The sequence below is a fragment of the Hafnia alvei genome (genome assembly GCF_034424155.1).
GTDB classification, from domain to species: Bacteria; Pseudomonadota; Gammaproteobacteria; order Enterobacterales; family Enterobacteriaceae; genus Hafnia; species Hafnia alvei.
Window position 1 is genome coordinate 513,387 of sequence record NZ_CP139992.1, and the last position, 17,909, is coordinate 531,295.

At 49.8% G+C, this 17,909-nt stretch carries 20 protein-coding genes; 13 read left to right on the forward strand and 7 right to left on the reverse strand.

The window, feature by feature from the left end:
- Positions 1–33 precede the first annotated feature (33 nt).
- From nsrR to U0008_RS02375, 4 genes are all read left to right on the forward strand, one after another.
- A complete protein-coding gene (nsrR, locus tag U0008_RS02360; RefSeq protein ID WP_025798770.1) occupies positions 34–459 on the forward strand; it encodes a nitric oxide-sensing transcriptional repressor NsrR in 426 nt (141 codons plus the stop codon).
- A 41-nt stretch (positions 460–500) separates the two neighbouring features.
- The gene (gene rnr, locus U0008_RS02365) at positions 501–3,053 is read left to right on the forward strand and encodes a ribonuclease R (protein WP_043490675.1); all 2,553 of its coding nucleotides are present in this window, start codon (positions 501–503) and stop codon (positions 3,051–3,053) included.
- A gap of 252 nt (positions 3,054–3,305) precedes the next feature.
- Positions 3,306–4,040 carry a 23S rRNA (guanosine(2251)-2'-O)-methyltransferase RlmB gene (gene rlmB, locus U0008_RS02370; RefSeq protein WP_040046316.1) on the forward strand — a complete coding sequence of 245 codons (735 nt, stop codon included), beginning with the start codon at positions 3,306–3,308 and terminating at the stop codon, positions 4,038–4,040.
- Between the two features lie 155 nt (positions 4,041–4,195).
- On the forward strand, positions 4,196–5,830 hold the full coding sequence (locus U0008_RS02375) for an isovaleryl-CoA dehydrogenase (protein WP_043490677.1): 1,635 nt from the start codon (positions 4,196–4,198) through the stop codon (positions 5,828–5,830).
- A 1-nt stretch (position 5,831) separates the two neighbouring features.
- Here the strand turns inward: U0008_RS02375 and U0008_RS02380 are convergent, their stop codons facing one another.
- Both U0008_RS02380 and bsmA read right to left on the reverse strand, forming a co-directional pair.
- The gene (locus U0008_RS02380; protein WP_025798776.1) at positions 5,832–6,107 is read right to left on the reverse strand and encodes a YdgH/BhsA/McbA family protein; all 276 of its coding nucleotides are present in this window, start codon (positions 6,105–6,107) and stop codon (positions 5,832–5,834) included.
- Between the two features lie 171 nt (positions 6,108–6,278).
- Complete coding sequence (bsmA, locus tag U0008_RS02385) at positions 6,279–6,587, reverse strand: biofilm peroxide resistance protein BsmA (RefSeq protein ID WP_025798779.1); 309 nt, start codon at positions 6,585–6,587, stop codon at positions 6,279–6,281.
- A 178-nt stretch (positions 6,588–6,765) separates the two neighbouring features.
- Between bsmA and yjfP the strand changes: the two genes are divergently transcribed.
- Complete coding sequence (yjfP, locus tag U0008_RS02390; RefSeq protein WP_043490680.1) at positions 6,766–7,515, forward strand: esterase; 750 nt, start codon at positions 6,766–6,768, stop codon at positions 7,513–7,515.
- Between the two features lie 145 nt (positions 7,516–7,660).
- Here yjfP and U0008_RS02395 read toward each other — a convergent pair whose 3' ends face one another.
- Positions 7,661–7,936, reverse strand: coding sequence for a YdgH/BhsA/McbA family protein (locus U0008_RS02395; protein ID WP_025798783.1), 276 nt, complete (start codon positions 7,934–7,936; stop codon positions 7,661–7,663).
- Positions 7,937–8,325: 389 nt separating this feature from the next.
- Between U0008_RS02395 and rpsF the strand changes: the two genes are divergently transcribed.
- The 5 genes from rpsF to U0008_RS02420 all read left to right on the forward strand — a co-directional run bounded on the left by rpsF (position 8,326) and on the right by U0008_RS02420 (position 10,271).
- Entirely contained in the window at positions 8,326–8,724 is a 399-nt protein-coding gene (rpsF, locus tag U0008_RS02400) for a 30S ribosomal protein S6 (RefSeq protein WP_025798785.1), read from the forward strand.
- A gap of 8 nt (positions 8,725–8,732) precedes the next feature.
- The gene (gene priB / locus U0008_RS02405; RefSeq protein ID WP_038501926.1) at positions 8,733–9,050 is read left to right on the forward strand and encodes a primosomal replication protein N; all 318 of its coding nucleotides are present in this window, start codon (positions 8,733–8,735) and stop codon (positions 9,048–9,050) included.
- 4 nt (positions 9,051–9,054) lie between these two features.
- Complete coding sequence (gene rpsR, locus U0008_RS02410) at positions 9,055–9,282, forward strand: 30S ribosomal protein S18 (protein WP_000135199.1); 228 nt, start codon at positions 9,055–9,057, stop codon at positions 9,280–9,282.
- 39 nt (positions 9,283–9,321) lie between these two features.
- Positions 9,322–9,771, forward strand: a complete 450-nt coding sequence (rplI, locus tag U0008_RS02415) for a 50S ribosomal protein L9 (RefSeq protein ID WP_025798787.1) — start codon at positions 9,322–9,324, stop codon at positions 9,769–9,771.
- Between the two features lie 137 nt (positions 9,772–9,908).
- Positions 9,909–10,271, forward strand: a complete 363-nt coding sequence (locus U0008_RS02420; RefSeq protein WP_121626049.1) for a DUF488 domain-containing protein — start codon at positions 9,909–9,911, stop codon at positions 10,269–10,271.
- On the opposite strand, the gene U0008_RS02425 is transcribed toward U0008_RS02420, so the two are convergent.
- On the reverse strand, positions 10,268–10,957 hold the full coding sequence (locus U0008_RS02425) for an OapA family protein (RefSeq protein WP_043490690.1): 690 nt from the start codon (positions 10,955–10,957) through the stop codon (positions 10,268–10,270). The genes U0008_RS02420 and U0008_RS02425 overlap by 4 nt on opposite strands.
- A gap of 247 nt (positions 10,958–11,204) precedes the next feature.
- Between U0008_RS02425 and U0008_RS02430 the strand changes: the two genes are divergently transcribed.
- Complete coding sequence (locus U0008_RS02430) at positions 11,205–11,825, forward strand: BamJ family beta-barrel-assembly machinery protein (RefSeq protein WP_025798793.1); 621 nt, start codon at positions 11,205–11,207, stop codon at positions 11,823–11,825.
- Between the two features lie 77 nt (positions 11,826–11,902).
- Here U0008_RS02430 and ytfE read toward each other — a convergent pair whose 3' ends face one another.
- The gene (gene ytfE / locus U0008_RS02435; protein WP_043490692.1) at positions 11,903–12,574 is read right to left on the reverse strand and encodes an iron-sulfur cluster repair protein YtfE; all 672 of its coding nucleotides are present in this window, start codon (positions 12,572–12,574) and stop codon (positions 11,903–11,905) included.
- A 130-nt stretch (positions 12,575–12,704) separates the two neighbouring features.
- On the opposite strand from ytfE, the gene U0008_RS02440 reads away from it, so the two are divergent.
- A complete protein-coding gene (locus tag U0008_RS02440; RefSeq protein ID WP_043490694.1) occupies positions 12,705–13,508 on the forward strand; it encodes an aminoglycoside phosphotransferase family protein in 804 nt (267 codons plus the stop codon).
- Positions 13,509–13,559: 51 nt separating this feature from the next.
- Here the strand turns inward: U0008_RS02440 and U0008_RS02445 are convergent, their stop codons facing one another.
- Complete coding sequence (locus U0008_RS02445) at positions 13,560–15,509, reverse strand: bifunctional 2',3'-cyclic-nucleotide 2'-phosphodiesterase/3'-nucleotidase (RefSeq protein WP_043490696.1); 1,950 nt, start codon at positions 15,507–15,509, stop codon at positions 13,560–13,562.
- A 912-nt stretch (positions 15,510–16,421) separates the two neighbouring features.
- Between U0008_RS02445 and cysQ the strand changes: the two genes are divergently transcribed.
- Positions 16,422–17,162 (forward strand): 3'(2'),5'-bisphosphate nucleotidase CysQ, encoded by a 741-nt coding sequence (cysQ, locus tag U0008_RS02450; RefSeq protein WP_043490698.1) that lies wholly within the window; start codon positions 16,422–16,424, stop codon positions 17,160–17,162.
- 4 nt (positions 17,163–17,166) lie between these two features.
- Here the strand turns inward: cysQ and U0008_RS02455 are convergent, their stop codons facing one another.
- Positions 17,167–17,724, reverse strand: coding sequence for a YtfJ family protein (locus U0008_RS02455; RefSeq protein ID WP_043490701.1), 558 nt, complete (start codon positions 17,722–17,724; stop codon positions 17,167–17,169).
- Positions 17,725–17,909: the final 185 nt, after the last annotated feature.

A 17,909-nucleotide genomic window follows, 5' to 3' on the forward strand; every position in this document is an offset into this window, starting at 1 on the left:
CGAGATAACGCCAAGCTAGACTTAGAGGTAGCCGTGCAGTTAACAAGTTTTACTGATTTTGGGTTACGGGCGCTGATTTACATGGCATCCCTGCCTGCCGATCAGATGACCAATATCACGCAGGTAACTGATGTCTATGGCGTCTCTCGTAACCACATGGTTAAAATTATTAATCAGTTGAGCCGTGCTGGCTTTGTGACTGCCGTTCGAGGTAAGAACGGTGGCATTCGCTTGGGACGACCAGCGAAAGATATTCGTATTGGTGACGTGGTAAGAGAGCTTGAGCCCTTAACGCTAGTTAACTGCTCTCACGAGTTTTGCCATATCACGACAGCCTGCCGCTTGAAGCAAGTTTTGCAAAGAGCCACGCAGGCTTTTCTGGCCGAGTTGGATCAATGTACTTTGGCCGATTTAATTGAAGAAAACTCACCGCTTTATAAGTTGTTGCTGGTTGAATAATCAATCCAGCGGCAATTGCTGATGACTACGGAGGAACCGCAATGTCACAAGATCCTTTCCAGGAACGCGAAGCAGAGAAATACGCCTCACCGATCCCAAGCCGCGAGTTTATCCTGACGCATCTGTCGCAGCACACCACGCCCGTTAGCCGTGAGGAGATCGCGCGTGAACTAAATCTGACTAGTGAAGAAGATTTAGAAGCGCTGCGACGCCGTCTGAGAGCGATGGAACGCGACGGACAGCTCATCTTCACCCGACGCCAGTGCTATGCGCTGCCAGAGCGTCTCGATTTGAAGAAGGGAACCGTAATTGGCCATCGTGATGGCTACGGTTTCATTCGCATTGAAGGAAGTAAAGACCGCGACGATCTTTACCTCTCTTCGGAACAGATGAAGCTGTGTATTCACGGCGACGTCGTGCTGGCGCAAGTCGTTGGCACCGATCGTAAAGGGCGTCGTGAAGCGCGCATCGTACGTGTTCTTGAACCGAAACAGAGCCAAATCGTGGGCCGCTACTTTACCGACGCAGGCGTTGGTTTTGTGGTGCCAGACGACAGCCGTTTAAGCTTTGATATTTTGATCCCACCAGAATCTATTGCCGGTGCCCGTATGGGATACGTGGTTGTGGTTGAGCTCACTCAACGTCCAACGCGTCGCACTAAGGCCGTGGGGAAAATTGTCGAAGTATTGGGTGATAACATGGGTACCAGCATGGCGGTGGATATCGCTCTGCGTACGCATGAAATTCCGCACACTTGGCCCGAGCAGGTTGAAAAGCAGGTTGCTGATTTAAGCGAGCAAGTTCCTGAAGCGGCTAAGAAAGGCCGAGTTGATCTGCGTGATTTGCCGCTGGTTACCATTGATGGCGAAGACGCGCGTGACTTTGATGATGCCGTCTATTGTGAGAAAAAACGTGGTGGTGGCTGGCGCTTGTGGGTGGCGATTGCCGACGTAAGTTACTACGTTCGCCCAAATACCGCGCTGGATCACGAAGCGCGTAGCCGTGGTAACTCGGTGTACTTCCCATCACAGGTCGTTCCTATGTTGCCGGAAGTGCTCTCTAACGGGCTGTGTTCGCTCAACCCACAGGTCGATCGCCTGTGCATGGTGTGCGAAATGACCGTTTCTGCAACGGGTCGCCTGACATCCTTCAAATTCTACGAAGCGGTGATGAGTTCCCACGCACGTTTAACCTACACCAAAGTAGCCCATATTTTGGCCGGTGACGAAGAGCTGCGTGAGCACTATCGTCCATTGGTTAAACCTTTGGAAGAGCTGCATAGCCTCTACAAAGTGTTGGATCACGCGCGTGAAGTGCGTGGCGGTATTGCATTTGAGACCGAAGAAGCCAAATTTATCTTCAACGCTGAGCGCCGTATCGAACGCATTGAGCCAACGGTACGTAACGATGCGCACAAGCTGATCGAAGAATGTATGATTCTGGCCAACATCGCGGCAGCGCGTTTTGTTGAGAAGAACGAAGAGCCTGCGCTGTACCGAATCCATGACCGTCCAAGCGATGACCACTTGACCTCCCTGCGCAGCGTGCTGGGTGAATTAGGTTTAACGCTGGGCGGCGGTATGAAGCCTGAGCCGAAAGATTACGCCGATCTCATGGATGAAATCGCGGATCGTCCTGACCATGAAATGCTGCAAACGATGCTGCTGCGCTCCATGAAACAGGCGGTCTACGATCCAGAAAACCGCGGTCACTTCGGTTTGGCGTTATCAGCCTATGCACACTTTACGTCTCCGATTCGCCGTTACCCTGACCTGAGCCTGCATCGTGCGATCAAGTACCTGCTGGCGAAAGAGCACGGCGGCGACCATGCGGGTTGGACGAAAACCGGCGGTTGGCACTATAACGAAGAGCAGATGTTGCAGCTGGGCGAGCATTGCTCCATGACCGAGCGCCGCGCAGATGAAGCCACGCGTAACGTTGCAGACTGGCTGAAATGCGACTTTATGCAGGATCACGTGGGTGAAACCTTTACCGGGATTATCTCTAGCGTGACCGGCTTTGGTTTCTTCGTGCGCTTAGACGATCTGTTTATTGACGGCTTGGTGCATGTTTCTGCGTTGGACAACGATTATTATCGCTTCGATAACGTGGGTCAGCGTCTGATTGGCGAATCTTCCGGTCAAACTTATCGCTTAGGCGACAAAGTTGAAATCCGTGTAGACGCGGTGCATATGGACGAACGCAAGATTGATTTTGTTCTTCTTTCTAGCACTCGTACTCCGCGTGGCGCAGGCAAAACCGAGAAAGAACGCACGAAGCGTACCCTCAGAGAAGATAAAGCACCTTCTCGTGGACAGCGTCGCGGTGGTAAGATGCCGGCCAATTTCGAACCGGATAGTGCATTCCGTAAAGATAAAAATGGCAAGCCGGTGCGAGCAGGCAAAGCCGGTGCAGGTAAAAAAGAAAAATCAGTGAAAATTGATAAATCTGGCAAACCTGCAAAACCAGCTAAAAATGCCAAAGATCACGATCAGACAACCGTTAAGCCAAAAGCTAAAAAAGTTTCGGCGAAGACCAAGAAAATCGCTGCGGCCACCAAGGCCAAACGTGCCGGTAAAAAAGCCGCCGAGTGATAGTCTAAGGCTGTTCACTTAAGCGTGATTTTAGGGGAAGTACACCGATGGGGTCGTAGCAGCTTTAGCTGCCGGAGCGCCCCGCGGTGTGCTAGCCCCGTGTATCTCGATCTTTTGAATGAACGGCATACAGAGTGATAGTCTGATTTAAATAACAGGCAGCGCGAGCATCAGCTGCCTTTGATTTCATTCCCGCCTGGGTCTGTGCGAAAGCGAAGACTCAGGCGGCTGACGTTATAGCGTTATAAAATTATGAGCGAAATGATTTACGGTATTCACGCGGTTCAGGCATTGCTTGAGCGCGATCCACAGCGTTTTCTTGAAGTCTTTGTGATGAAAGGTCGCGAAGACCGTCGTCTGATGCCGCTGATTGCTGAACTTGAGCAGATGGGCATTGTGATTCAAGTTGCAAACCGTCAGTGGCTGGATGAGAAGGTTGAAGGTGCGGTGCATCAGGGGATTATTGCCCGCGTGCGCGAAGGACGTCAGTATCAGGAAAATGATTTGCCCGCGCTGCTGGAAAATCTGGAACAGCCTCCTTTCCTATTGATTCTCGACGGCGTAACCGATCCGCACAACCTTGGTGCTTGCTTACGTAGCGCCGATGCAGCGGGTGTTCATGCTGTGATCGTTCCGCGCGATCGTTCTGCTCAGTTGAATGCCACAGCGAAAAAAGTGGCCTGTGGCGCAGCGGAAACTGTGCCGTTGATCCGCGTTACAAACCTTGCGCGTACCATGCGTTTCCTGCAAGAGCAAAATGTATGGATCGTCGGTACTGCGGGTGAGGCTGACCACAATCTTTATCAAAGCAAAATGACTGGCCCAATGGCGCTGGTGATGGGCGCAGAGGGCGACGGTATGCGCCGTTTGACCCGCGAACATTGCGATGAGCTGATCAGCATCCCGATGGCGGGCAGCGTTTCTTCTCTGAACGTTTCTGTCGCGACCGGTATTTGCCTGTTTGAGGCCGTGCGCCAACGTTCATAAGCCTGCGTGATATCGCCTAACTGAACATGCATGCGTTACAAAGGGTGGCTTAGGCCGCCCTTTCTCTTTTGTGAACTGCCCTCCAGCAAAATCAGCCTAAACGATCATACTTAGTGACTTAACCCGGTTAACGGGGGCCGCAAGGGACACTGGATATGACGTGGCAAACACATACGGTTTTTAATCAACCGCACCCTCTGAGTAACAGTAATCTCTATCTTTCTGATATTCCGCTCCAAGAGGCCGTTGAACGAGAGCTAGCGGGCTGGGATTCTGCGCTGCTAAGTGCGGTCGGCTTACAGCTAGGTTCGGCAGAGTCGCTTGAACTTGGCCGGATGGCAAACACCAATCCTCCTGAGCTGTTGCGCTACGATGCGGCTGGGCGGCGTATCGATGACGTACGGTTTCATCCCGCTTGGCATATGTTGATGCAGGGCTTAACTGAAAATCGGGTGCATAATTTGCCTTGGCAAACAGATGCACCGGCAGGGGCATTCGCGGCCCGCGCCGCTCGTTTTCTGCTACATAGCCAAGTTGAGGCCGGTACGCTTTGTCCAATCACCATGACCTTTGGCGCGATTCCGCTGCTGCAAAAAACGCTGCCTACCGCAATGAGTGGATGGTTAACGGGATTGCTGTCTGACCGTTATGATCCGCACTCGTTGCCCATAGAACAGAAAAAAGGGCTGCTCATCGGCATGGGAATGACGGAAAAACAGGGCGGCTCGGATGTGCTTACTAATACGACACAGGCAACACCGTTAGAAGGCCGTGGGAATGGTCAGCCTTATCGGCTGGTGGGGCACAAATGGTTTTTCTCGGTTCCGCAAAGCGATGCGCACCTGATTTTGGCGCAGGCCAGCGGTGGGCTATCTTGCTTTTTTGTTCCTCGTATCCTGCCTGATAGCACACGCAACGCGATCCGTATCGAAAGGCTGAAAGAGAAACTGGGTAATCGTTCAAATGCGAGCGCAGAAGTTGAGTTTCAGGATGCGACGGGCTGGCTGCTAGGCGATGAAGGCGAGGGGGTGCGCCTGATATTACAGATGGGAAGCTCAACGCGCTTTGATTGCGCACTGGGCAGCCATGGATTGATGAGAAGGGCGTTTACCGTGGCGTTTTTCCATGCGTTGCAGCGTCAAGCATTTGGTAAACCGCTCGCTGAGCAGCCGCTGATGCGGCAGGTGTTAGCCAAAATGGCGCTGCGACTTGAAGGACAAACATCGCTGCTGTTTCGTCTTTGTCGAAGTTGGGAAATGCCGCATGTGCAGGGTGAGAAATTGTTTGGTCGCTTAATGACGCCAGCCGTTAAGTATTCAATCTGTAAGCAGGGCGTTCCTTTTGTCGCAGAGGCCATGGAAGCGTTAGGGGGAATTGGCTATTGCGAAGAGAGCGAGCTGCCGCGTTTATACCGTGAGGCTCCGGTAAACAGTATCTGGGAAGGCTCTGGCAATATCATGTGTTTAGACGTATTACGTGTATGGCGTAAAAACCCACATATGGAAGAGATGCTTAACTTAGAGTTGGCTGACGTGAAAGGGCAAAGTGCGTTATTTGATAAGGCGTGGCGGACTTTAGCGAAACGTTTACAGAAACCCAATGAGGCTGAAGCGAGGATCCTTTGCGATGAGTTGTTTAATCTGAATGCGGCGGCTCAGCTTTTACGTTTTGCTCCGGCTGATATTGCTCAAGCGTGGTGCCAACACTATTTCGCCTATGATGGGGGTAGCATCATCAATAACAAAACCCAAGAGACACTTTTACAACGGGCAATGGGGTTAGCGAGCTAGCTCAGCTATACAACGCCGCGGTAACGTGCCATGTGTGCTGCGGCGTATTTTCATCCATCGTCAGGATTCGATAGTAGCTTGCGCCTTGTTCATCGGCCTTTAGCGCAATAATCCGCTCTACGTCGTGGGGTTCTCCCACAATATCACGCATTGAAATAATACCGACCTGATTAAGCCCGGTAGTGAGATCGGCATTAACGTTTTCAGCGGATTGAGCGGATGCGCTAATTAAACCAATGGATAGTAATAACGTGGTGAGCACTGGGGACCTGTTCATCGGCGAACTCCTTACGCATATTTCATCGTCCAGATAAAATTGTTCAGTTGTATTAACGTATTTATAACAGCGTGATAATAAAAAAAAGTCCACGAGCTTTGCCTGATAATGAGACAGAGCGCGTAGACTTTTACTGAGGCGTATAGGATTTGTTAAATAAAGCCCACAAACTTACTTGTATAAAATGGCCTGAGCATACCACTGGCCTGGTACGCCAGTTTCATCGACCATAATAACGTAGTAATAGGTTGCACCAGCTTCATCAGCTTGTTTTTGAATAACTTCCTGAGCATTCATTGGGCTACCATAAACCTGTGCGCTGATGGTTCTCATGCGATCTAATCCGCTTGTTTGGTCACGGCGAACTTCTTGTGCATGTGCTCCCGGTGTAGGTGGTGGCACTGGCTTGCTGTTCATGACGCCGCAGGCGGTCAAAAACAGCGTCATTACGAGTACAAAAGAAAGCTTTATATTTTTCATGGAATGGCCTGTTAAAGGTAGGCAAGTTATTCAATTGTATCCTGCATGGTGCGGAATTGACCAGCAGGCGAAACGTAATTCCTGACAGCGCCATAAGATAGAACCAGAAGTGATTGTTTCTCGTTGAGCGACAGCTCATTATTTGCCATTAATGCGTTGCTTGCGGAGTGATAAGAAAATGGTTGAGATGTTTGATGAAGTGATCGAAGGGATTCCGGTGTTACATGCGGCTCCGGCTGGAAAGCAGGGGCAACCGTTACCCACCATCTTTTTCTATCATGGATTTACCTCATCGAAAGAGGTGTATTCCTACTTTGGCTATGTGTTTGCTAAAGCGGGTTTTCGTACCATCTTGCCTGAAGCTAATTTGCACGGCGCTCGTTTTAACGGCGACAGCGCGTTCCGTTTAGCCCATTTCTGGGATATTTTAAAATCCAATATCGATGAACTGCCGGCCATTTATCAGCATTATCAACGAGAAGGTCTTATTTTAGACAATCGCGTTGGCGTATGTGGTGCATCATTGGGTGGAATGACCACGCTGGGAGCGAAGGTGCGCTATCCGTGGATCCAAGCCGCCGCATCGTTTATGGGATCGGGCTATTATCTTTCGCTGGCACCCACGCTTTTCCCGCCTTTTGAGGCTCAAACCCCCGAGTCTCGTCAGCAACTGACCACAGATTTGGCGTTCTTGGCAGATTATCAAGTCGTTGATCGGTTAGAGAAACTGGCCGATAAGCCGTTGCTGATTTGGCATGGGTTGGCTGATGACCTCGTTCCTGCCGAAGAGAGTCGGCGTTTGATTCGTGATTTGGGCGAGCAGAATTTGCTGGCGCAGGTTCGCTTCGAAACTGAGCCGGCGATTGGTCATAAAATCACGGTGTCGGCATTAGATGTGGGTGTTCAGTTCTTTTCTCGCCATCTTTAAGCGAAAAAAGCCCCGTATGATGGGTGTCATACAGGGCAACGTAGCGATATATCTCGTTGTTATTGTTTGGTCTTTGGCAGGATTGTCTCAACCTTTTATTGAACTATTTTAGGTTGTTGCGTTGCTCTCTGGTGTTGCATTGGTTTTAGCGGAACAGGGCTGCACTCACGTGCATTTGTCCGTTGCTTTCAGGTTCATGCATCACAATCACCTGATAGTATTTTGCACCTTGCGCCGTGGCTTCTTGTTGCAGCTGAGGCAAGGCTTCCTGCACGTTCTGGACATCATGGTTTACGCTAATCACTGCATATTCATTGGCGATCAGGTTATTGGCCTGACGACCGGTGATTTCAGTGGCAGCGAGTGCGTTGGTGGCGGCAAACAGGGTTAATGTCGTCACGAGGGCGATGATAGATTTCATCGGATTCTCCTCAATGTTGTTGATTTAGGTTGAATAACTTCTAGATTGGCGATTTATTGGGTAAACAGCATTATCCGTTGCCGATATGAATAGTTTAGTCTTCATTCATTCAATTGATAGCTACATTTTTTGCTGTTTAGACTCAAAAAAACTGAATATCTTTGACGATAAATGCTTACGCCTTGCTGGCGGCCTTCGAGAGGCAAATATCGGCACTATTCTTTTTCTGATCTTCCCCCCGATAATAATTTCGCCAATTACCTTGAGTTTCCTACCCTGCGCAAGTATGATTACGCGTCATTTTTCAGCCGCACACAAACACGTTCCTTGCCTCCATGGGCCGCGGCTGACCCTATCAGGAGGCTGAATAATCCGTAAGGAGCAATTCGATGCGTCATTACGAAATCGTTTTTATGGTCCATCCTGACCAGAGCGAACAGGTTCCGGGCATGATCGAGCGTTACAGTGCAACCATCACTAACGCTGCTGGTCAGATTCACCGTCTGGAAGACTGGGGCCGCCGTCAGCTGGCTTACCCGATCAACAAACTGCACAAAGCCCACTACGTTCTGCTGAACGTTGAAGCTCCGCAGGAAGCGATCGATGAGCTGGAAACTAACTTCCGCTTCAACGACGCCGTTATCCGTAGCATGGTTATGCGTACTAAAAACGCGGTAACTGAAGCTTCACCAATGGTTAAAGCGAAAGACGAACGTCGTGGCGATCGCCGCGAAGACTTCGCTAACGAAACCGCTGATGATGCTGATGCTGGGGATTCTGAAGAGTAATTGCTGCAATGACCTCAAATCGTCTGGTTCTGACTGGCACAGTGTGCAAAGTTCCCATTCGAAAGGTCAGTCCTTCTGGAATCCCGCACTGTCAGTTTGTGCTTGAGCACAGATCGATACAGCAGGAAGCCGGACTTAGCAGACAAGCATGGTGCAGAATGCCCGTGATTGTCAGCGGACAAGCATTTCAAGCAACTACCCACAGATTAACGGTCGGCAGTATGCTAACGGTTCAAGGTTTCATTAGTAGCCATCAAGGCCGCAATGGTTTGACCAAGTTAGTGTTACATGCCGAGCAGATTGAATTGATAGATTCTGGAGACTAGCCATATGGCACGTTATTTCCGTCGTCGCAAGTTCTGCCGTTTCACCGCGGAAGGCGTTCAAGAGATTGACTATAAAGACATCGCTACGCTGAAAAACTACATCACCGAAAGCGGTAAGATTGTACCTAGCCGTATCACCGGTACCCGTGCGAAGTACCAGCGTCAGCTGGCTCGTGCTATCAAGCGCGCACGTTACCTTTCTCTGCTGCCATATACTGATCGTCATCAGTAATCGGCTGCTGTCCATTAACGACTTTAAGAGGATAAGGTAATGCAAGTTATTCTGCTTGATAAAGTAGCAAACCTGGGTAGCCTGGGTGATCAGGTTAACGTTAAAGCAGGTTACGCACGTAACTTCTTGGTTCCACAGGGCAAAGCTGTTCCTGCAACTAAGAAAAACATCGAGTTCTTCGAAGCACGCCGTGCTGAACTGGAAGCCAAACTGGCTGACGTTCTGGCAGCTGCTGAAGCTCGTGCTGCTAAGATCAACGAACTGGGTGCTGTAACTCTCGCTTCTAAAGCGGGTGACGAAGGCAAACTGTTTGGTTCAATCGGTACTCGCGACATCGCTGATGCAGTTACTGCAGCCGGTGTTCAGGTAGCGAAAAGCGAAGTTCGCCTGCCGAATGGCGTTCTGCGTACTCTGGGTGATCACGAAGTTCACTTCCAGGTACACAGCGACGTATTCGCACAGCTGAATGTCGTTGTAGTTGCTGAGTAATAGCTGAAAAGCTGTTAACGATGTAACTCGTCAAAGCGCCGGCCTTGTGCCGGCGTTTTGCATTCTATTCTCGCCAGAATCTCGGGTTATCGCGAAAAACGGCGTAAACTAGCATAAGTTCTGTCGAGGAGACTCTTATGCCTGCCACCATCAACATCGCCCGCGTCTACGACGTCCATGCCCCGTATCCTGCTAATACCTTCCTCACCGACCGTTTATGGCCGCGTGGTCTCTCCAAAGTCCGCCTAGAAGGCGTGCAGTGGCTTAAGGCCGTTGCGCCCAGCAATGAGCTACGTCATGCTTTTCATGAGCAGCGCGTGTCTTGGCAAGAGTTTGGTGAGCGATATCGAGCAGAATTGAAGGATAATCAAGCCTGTGAAGAATTAGTTGAGCTGTTAAAGCGCGATGAATCACTGACGCTGCTCTATGGCAGCCGAGATGAGCAGCACAATCAGGCGATTGTACTGCGTGAATATCTGTTACAGCAGGTTAGTGCTTAGCGAACTCGGCGAAAACTGCCGTCAGATTCGCGGCGGAACTCGATTTGTTCGTTAGTAATGGTTTCAATTTTGAGTGCAATGACCTGACCTTGCGCGTTGTGCTGGATTTCAACTTCTTGCCCAGCTTTCAGGTTACTGAGGGGTTTATCGTTACCCTCAACCTGCGCCATGGCAAAGACATCGTTCACATCTAGTTGGTTATCGCGGAATAGCTGCGCTAGGGTTTGACCCGCTTGAATATGATATTCCTGCCAGCCATTTGCGGCGGTTTGATTCGTTGGCGCTACGCGCGGCGGCGGTGGGGCATCGTTATTTTGCATCCCAGCCTGTAAAGGCATTTCGTTTTCCTGAGGTTGTTCAGGCGAATAGCGAGCATCTTGTGGATCAGAATAAGGCCAGAGAAGAGACAGCAAAAGTACCACTGTGGCGACAATCACCCAGCGGCGGTGGAAAGCCGGTAGCGGCTCCATCCAATCGAAACGATCGGGCATATGCCACACATTGTAGAGGTGCTGTTTAACTACCTTCAGCTTATCCAGCAGCTTGGCAGACGTACTAGCAGACATAGGATGCTCCGTTTCCTGATCCTGCGGTTCCGGTGAGATCCGCTGACGTAGGTTGAGCCATGTACGCAAAACGGGCTGATATACCCGCCTGTTTCTTCTCCTGGGCGTGATTCTGCCCATGATGACCTCTCTTGATGGTGCCTTAGTCGTAAGCGTAGAGAAAATCGACGCTAGATGACAGGTTAATACTCTGAAAAATGGTATCTATCACCTAGGAGCAATAACCTGTCTTTATCTTACCAAGTAAATGAAGTGTTATTGTTTCTTTTTCCTAGATAAAAGTCATCCTTCTGGACGCAAGATTTTACCCTAGGCTCCTGCACTGCTATGCTTCGTCTTCTACATTTTAAAGATTAAAGGAAACACCATGTCGACCCCTTCTTTTGACAGTATAGAAGCGCAAGCAAGTTATGGTATTGGTCTGCAAGTTGGCCAGCAACTGAATGAGTCTGGTCTGGAAGGTTTGCAGCCTGAAGCGCTGTTGGCAGGCCTGCGCGACGCGATGGAAGGGAATGCTCCGGCGGTTCCTGTAGAAGCCGTTCATCGTGCGCTGCGTGAAATCCATGAACGTGCAGACGCCGTGCGTCGCGAACAGCAAAAAGGCTTGGCTGAAGCGGGTCAGAAATTCTTGGAAGAAAACGCTAAGAATGATGATGTTACCGTAACTGAATCTGGCCTGCAGTTCAAAGTGCTGGAAAAAGGTGAAGGGACTATTCCAGCTCGTCAGGATCAGGTTCGCGTCCACTATACCGGTCGTCTGGTTGATGGCACCGTATTTGATAGCTCCGTTGAACGTGGCCAGCCAGCTGAATTCCCAGTGAATGGCGTGATCCCAGGTTGGATCGAAGCATTGACCATGATGCCAGTCGGTTCAAAATGGCAGCTGTATATTCCTCATAACTTAGCTTATGGCGAACGTGGCGCGGGTGCTTCTATCCCTCCGTACAGCGCTTTGGTATTTGACGTTGAACTGCTAGAAATTCTGTAATTCGGGTTAGCGTTAACGTTAATCAATGCGAAAGCCGGCGTATGCCGGCTTTTTTACGTTCTAGAGCGATAGGTTTCTTATTCGCTGCGCAGCGCGCGTGGGAAGAGTAAGTTATTTTCTAAACTGATGTGCTCCATCAAATCATTGATGAATTCGTTGATTCCAGCATACAAAGCTTGCCAAGTATTACAGGCACCTTCAGGTGGAACGACATTGTTGGTCAAGAACTTGATGACTTCAAGCTGTTCACCGGCGTCGTCATGTTCGCTTTCCATTACTGAAATCGGACCGCCAGCCTGTGCGCCCATCCCTTGTTCAATCAGCGGGAAGAGAATACGTTCTTCTTTCATCATGTGCTGGCTGAGGTCTTGATAGATTAAGTTCAGCTGTTTACCCAAACCTTTTGGGCAGGTTGGTTTGTCGGCGTGTACACGTTCTACTTTTTCCGCCATGAGGATCAGCTCCGGCAGTTGTTCACGATGGCGATCGTGATAGCGCTTAACAATAAACGGTGTGATCTCAGCCAACGGCGTTGTACGCCAGTCGTGCGCGGTGGCGTTGTTTGGCTCGCTCTTAAGGGCTTCCAGTTGCGCTTCTAGTTCATCCACATTCAGATTCTTTTTGGTGGCTACGCGCAATAACGTTTGTTTGCCCCCACAGCAGAAGTCCATATCATGCTGACGGAAAAGACGCGTTGCACGTGGAATGGTGATTGCCAGCTCGCCTAATGATAGATCGCGTAGTGCCATAGTTATGTTCCTCAGGATGCCTATATTTTATAAGGTGCATTTTAAATGCAATTTATAATTTAAGCCATAACTCTTTGGGGGTTGTTGAGTCATTTGCGATAATCAAAGAAATAAAAAGTGAGGAAAGACGATGTTTTCCCATTGGTTAACTCGGTGGAATTTACAGGCCGATGGTGCGCCGATACAGACTCGTAGCAGCCAGCTATTGCCAGTTTTATGCGATGGCATTCCATTAATGCTGAAACTTGCTCTGGTTGAAGAGGAGCGCCGTGGTGCCGATTTAATGCAATGGTGGAATGGCAATGGTGCTGCGAAGGTTGTTGCTCATCATAACGAAGCCTTGCTGATGGAACGTGCGTGCGGAGGCAAAAATCTGCTGCATATGGCTAAACATAGCCAAGACGAAGACGATGAGGCGAGTCAGATTATTTGCCGTGTCGTCACTCAACTACATACTTGCCGTGAAGAAATGACACCTTCGCTGGAGGCACTGCATCAGCGTTTTAACGCATTACGGCAGGCTGTGTCTCATAGTTCACTAATGTCATTGTGTTGTTCGGTTGCCGAAACGTTGCTGTCTAGCCCACAAGACGAAGTGGTATTGCACGGCGATATACACCATGGAAATATTTTAGATTTTGGTGAGCGTGGATGGTTGGCAATTGACCCCAAAGGCTTATTCGGTGAGCGTGGTTATGATTATGCCAACTTATTTTGTAATCCTGAGCTTTCAACGTGTACACGGCGCGAGCGTTTTTTGCGCCAGCTCGCCGTGGTGACGCAGGCAGCAAACTTAGATAGGCAAAGATTGCTGATGTGGATTATGGCCTACGCGGGATTATCGGCGGCTTGGTTTCTAGAAGATAATGAGCTTGATTATGTCGCTAGCCGCATGTGCATCGCGAGATTTGCCGCTGACGAATTAGATATCTGACCGGTCTATACCGAGCATCCCCCCACTGCGAATCAGCGGGGGGATTTAGTATTACTTCTGTAGATCAATCTGATACAGCGCAAAACCTAGATTATCTTGGCCTTTGCTGATGAGCGGATACTGGGCATGTTCAGAAATGAATTTGCTCGCTTTTTCACTCGGTGAAGTTTCAAAGCGAATATCCAGCGGCGTTTTGCTGTGAATTGGCGCGAGTCGCCAGTTGTTATCCACCTGTGGAGTGACTGCGCCATGCTTTTTGGTTTCGGTACGAATATAGTCGGCAAGTACGGCGCGGTTTTCATCAGGTGAAGCAAACGCAATATGCTTATCACCGGTTCCTGCGAACTTGCCACCGTAGGCGCGGTAGTTGTTGGTCGCAATCAAGAATTGGGCTTTAGGATCGATCGGTTTGCCGTTGAATGTGAGCCCCTTAATACGCTCAGATTTAGGGTTTATCAGCGCACATTCGCCGTCATAGCGCGCAGGCTGGCTAACATCAACCTGATAATTGACGCCGTCAATGATGTCGAAATTGTAGGTACGGAAGCCGTCCCAGTTAATCAACTCCTGAGGCTTGCTGCTGTTTACATCAATCTGGTTGTACTGCCCAACAGAGCACTCCAGCCACTCTTTCACATCCGCGCCGCTGGCTTTGACGACCACCAACGTATTTGGATACAGGTAAAGATCGGCGGCATTGCGGAAGGTGAGCTGGCCTTTTTCAACTTCCACATAGCTGGCCGGATCGTTTTTACGCCCGCCAACCTTAAACGGTGCAGCGGCAGATAGCACGGGAATATCGGCCAGATCCGGATCGCCTTGGATATAGTGTTCAACGTAGGCACGCTGTGCGTTATTTACGATCTGTACCGTAGGATCGTCTTGGATCAGCGCCAGATAGCTGTACATGTTACCGTTGGATTTGCCGATAGGCTGGCTGACGAAATCGCGGGTACCTTTGTGATCGTCTTTCAGCACCTTAACTAAGGTCGCGTCTTCAGCCGCCAACGATTTTTTATTAGCGAGATCGTAAATTGGACGCGCCTGCGCGGTAGCCTCTTCGACTTTCCAACTGCCTTGATCGTTATTAATGACTAGATCGACCAGACCCAAATGATCTCCCCATTGCCCTGGCATTACGGCAGGGATACCGTTCAACGTGCCTTTATCAATATCAACGCCTTTGATATCGGCAAAATCTTTGCTCGGGAAAACCGCGTGTGAATGACCGAACATAATGGCGTTGATATCCGGCACTTGGCTCAGATAGTAAACCGAGTTTTCAGCCATCACCTGATAAGGCAGGCTGGATAGGCCAGAGTGTGGGATGGCAACAATCAGATCGGCGCCTTCTTTCTTCATCTGCGGTACATATCGACGGGCCGTTTCAGTGATGTCATTTACCTTCACTTTGCCCGCCAGATTGGACTTATCCCACGTCATGATTTGTGGAGGCACAAAACCAATGTAACCGATGCGAAGCGTATGCATTTTTCCATCGCGATCTTTGACCTGCTTTTCGGCGATCAGGTAAGGCTTCCAAATCGGTTTACCGGTTTTGGCATCGACCACGTTGGCATTGATATAGGGAAATTTCGCGCCAGCCTGCGCTTTCTTCAGATAATCCAAGCCATAGTTAAACTCATGGTTACCGATGTTGCCTACCGTGTAATCCAGCGTGTTCATCGCTTTATAAACTGGATGTATTTCGCCGTCTTTCAATCCCTTGGCAGCCATGTAATCACCCAATGGACTGCCTTGGATCAGATCGCCGTTATCGACTAAAACGCTGTTGGTGGCTTCATGGCGAGCATCGTTGATGAGGCTTGCGGTGCGCACTAGGCCAAACTTTTCAGTGGGCTTATCTTTGTAATAGTCGAAATCCATCATATTGCTGTGCAGGTCGCTGGTTTCGAGTATACGTAAATCAACGGTCGCAGCCTGCGCAGAACCAGCAATAAGCAGGGCCAGCAGAGAGTAAGAAAGGGGGCGAGCGGACATGGTGATCTCCATGAGTGTATTTATGACAAGCATCGCAATTAAACGTGTAACTACGATGAAGATATTTCCAGAAGTGTGAACTCTGCCAGATAAAGGAGAAGGCGTCCGTGGGGGAGTTCACAGATGGGGGAGTGGTGGTTTAATCGCTGTCTGGTATCCGCGAGCCTTTATGTTAGAACGATGAAGGGTTTCGTCCGCCTGTGAGCATCTGCGTTTCTATGAAACCGCTGGCGTAGGCGTCCGAGTGAGGGTGCTCAAGCAACGCTGCCTTGCATCTAGAATATTTTATGTGAGAGTGATGAAAAATTTCGTCCGCCCGTGAGCATTTGCGTTTCTATGAAACGGCAGCCGTAGGCGTCCGACGAGAGGTTGCCAGCGCGCAACCTCTCGACTCTCGCGCTTTTTACCGAGCCGTTTGGCCGACCGGTTTCGGAGCGTACATCCTGTACGCCCTCAACCTGCCACCAGCATCCCTGCTGGCGGCTCTAAAATGCATTTCATCTAACTAAAAAAACCAAATTAAAAATACCTATCTTTAATTTTTTAAAACTTAGATTTTCGTAGAACGAGCCACCGGTACAGGGATGTACCGGTGGAGTTTGGGGCGCCCGGGATGGGCGATACCAAACCGGAGCGAAGATGGCGTCTCGGATAAAAGCGCGCGGGTGTTGGGTGCGCGCGCTGGCGCACCCGACTCGGACGCCTTCACTTAGTTTGCATGTGAATACCGCTGCTGAGAGGCGGTCGAAACGTTACTCCGCGATCACATAAAGGGTAGGCAGTCGAAACGTTACTCCGCGATCACATAAATAATTGTTGTATAGAACCTTATCCCTATACCCACCAAAAGATGGCTATTCAACACAAAAAAAACTAGTCTTCTAAACGATATCATTGTTTAAAGAGGTAGGTATGTTAGAACAAATTTCCCGACTGGCGCGCGAGGCCGGAGAGGCAATAATGGTCGTCTATCAAGACGATAAACCTCTTAACGTAGAGCATAAATCTGACGACTCTCCAGTCACTGCGGCAGATCTGGCGGCGCATCAAGTGATCCGCGACGGCTTAGCGAAACTGACGCCAGAGATCCCTTTGCTGTCTGAAGAAGATCCGCCATCGTGGGCGATCCGCCAGCATTGGCAGCGCTATTGGCTGGTGGATCCGTTAGATGGTACTAAGGAGTTTATTAGCCGCAACGGTGAGTTCACGGTAAATATTGCCCTGATCGAAAACGGCGTCCCTGTGATGGGGGTGGTTTATGCGCCGGTTAACGATGTTTTGTATTGTGCGGAGCGCGGTAAAGCTTGGAAAGAAGAGCAAGGCGTGCGCGAGCAAATCCACGTCAGCAATGCTAATCCACCACTGGTAGTCGTTAGCCGTTCACATGCCGATGAAGAGTTAAGAGACTATTTGGCTCAGTTGGGTGAGCATCAAACGGTTGCCGTAGGCTCTTCGCTGAAATTCTGCTTAGTGGCAGAGGGGAAAGCTCAACTCTATCCACGCTTCGGGCCGACTAACGTTTGGGATACGGCGGCGGGGCATGCGGTTGCGCTTGCCGCGGGTGCGCAGATCCACGATTGGCAGGGGAAAACGCTGGATTATACCCCGGCAGAATCCTTCCTGAATCCGGGGTTCCGTGTTTCTCTCTTTTAGGCTTTTAAGAACCTAACAGCTGATGCAGCAGGCCCATAACCTGCTGTACTTCCTGCGGCGTTAGCGCGCCATCTTTCGCAAATTTTACGTTGCCTTGCTTGTCCAGAACGACGATCGCCGATCCTTTTGGCTGTAAGTCCCATGCTTTTTTCGCCGCGCCTGTATCGTCAACGATAAATTGCGACCAAGGGAACTCCTTCTTGCTGCCTTCAATGCTGCTGCGTACGAATGGCCCTGTACCAATAATGGCGTCATCGGTATTCACGATGGTGGTGGTTTGATATTTATCGTGTGGTAAACCGGCTTTCTTGATGGCTTCAATTAATGGATCGTTCATGTCCTTGGCAGAAGTACGCCCAGCGATATGCTGAATGACTCGTACTTTTCCTCCCAGCTGGGCACTGTTCCAGTTTTTGTAGCTAAACTCATTATTCTGATAGTTCAGCTCTCCACGGTCGCTGATACCCACGGGCGCGACGCGCTGATCTTGCTGAAAATTATGTGCCGAAACTGACATCGATAGCAGCAGCAACGGAAGTAGGTAGTGTTTTTGTAGTTTCATGCAGACTCCCTAAATAAACAGTCAGAACGATCGTGTCAAAAGCATAGATTGTGATCGGAGGTCTGTCCTGTTTTGAAGTGTGATCGAAAGTTTTATTCTGTAAGGCTAAAACCCCATTTTTTGCGCGATTATTTCATACTGGGTATGACTTTTTGCATACCATTCTGTCAGCTGAGGTAAATATA

Excerpts from the sequence above, each read along its gene's own strand:
- rnr (WP_043490675.1), top strand. The coding sequence starts at position 501 with ATGTCACAAGATCCTTTCCAGGAACGCGAAGCAGAGAAATACGCCTCA.
- rlmB (WP_040046316.1), top strand. The coding sequence starts at position 3,306 with ATGAGCGAAATGATTTACGGTATTCACGCGGTTCAGGCATTGCTTGAG.
- U0008_RS02375 (WP_043490677.1), top strand. The coding sequence starts at position 4,196 with ATGACGTGGCAAACACATACGGTTTTTAATCAACCGCACCCTCTGAGT.
- U0008_RS02380 (WP_025798776.1), bottom strand. The coding sequence starts at position 6,107 with ATGAACAGGTCCCCAGTGCTCACCACGTTATTACTATCCATTGGTTTA.
- bsmA (WP_025798779.1), bottom strand. The coding sequence starts at position 6,587 with ATGAAAAATATAAAGCTTTCTTTTGTACTCGTAATGACGCTGTTTTTG.
- yjfP (WP_043490680.1), top strand. The coding sequence starts at position 6,766 with ATGGTTGAGATGTTTGATGAAGTGATCGAAGGGATTCCGGTGTTACAT.
- U0008_RS02395 (WP_025798783.1), bottom strand. The coding sequence starts at position 7,936 with ATGAAATCTATCATCGCCCTCGTGACGACATTAACCCTGTTTGCCGCC.
- rpsF (WP_025798785.1), top strand. The coding sequence starts at position 8,326 with ATGCGTCATTACGAAATCGTTTTTATGGTCCATCCTGACCAGAGCGAA.
- priB (WP_038501926.1), top strand. The coding sequence starts at position 8,733 with ATGACCTCAAATCGTCTGGTTCTGACTGGCACAGTGTGCAAAGTTCCC.
- rpsR (WP_000135199.1), top strand. The coding sequence starts at position 9,055 with ATGGCACGTTATTTCCGTCGTCGCAAGTTCTGCCGTTTCACCGCGGAA.
- rplI (WP_025798787.1), top strand. The coding sequence starts at position 9,322 with ATGCAAGTTATTCTGCTTGATAAAGTAGCAAACCTGGGTAGCCTGGGT.
- U0008_RS02420 (WP_121626049.1), top strand. The coding sequence starts at position 9,909 with ATGCCTGCCACCATCAACATCGCCCGCGTCTACGACGTCCATGCCCCG.
- U0008_RS02425 (WP_043490690.1), bottom strand. The coding sequence starts at position 10,957 with ATGGGCAGAATCACGCCCAGGAGAAGAAACAGGCGGGTATATCAGCCC.
- U0008_RS02430 (WP_025798793.1), top strand. The coding sequence starts at position 11,205 with ATGTCGACCCCTTCTTTTGACAGTATAGAAGCGCAAGCAAGTTATGGT.
- ytfE (WP_043490692.1), bottom strand. The coding sequence starts at position 12,574 with ATGGCACTACGCGATCTATCATTAGGCGAGCTGGCAATCACCATTCCA.
- U0008_RS02440 (WP_043490694.1), top strand. The coding sequence starts at position 12,705 with ATGTTTTCCCATTGGTTAACTCGGTGGAATTTACAGGCCGATGGTGCG.
- U0008_RS02445 (WP_043490696.1), bottom strand. The coding sequence starts at position 15,509 with ATGTCCGCTCGCCCCCTTTCTTACTCTCTGCTGGCCCTGCTTATTGCT.
- cysQ (WP_043490698.1), top strand. The coding sequence starts at position 16,422 with ATGTTAGAACAAATTTCCCGACTGGCGCGCGAGGCCGGAGAGGCAATA.
- U0008_RS02455 (WP_043490701.1), bottom strand. The coding sequence starts at position 17,724 with ATGAAACTACAAAAACACTACCTACTTCCGTTGCTGCTGCTATCGATG.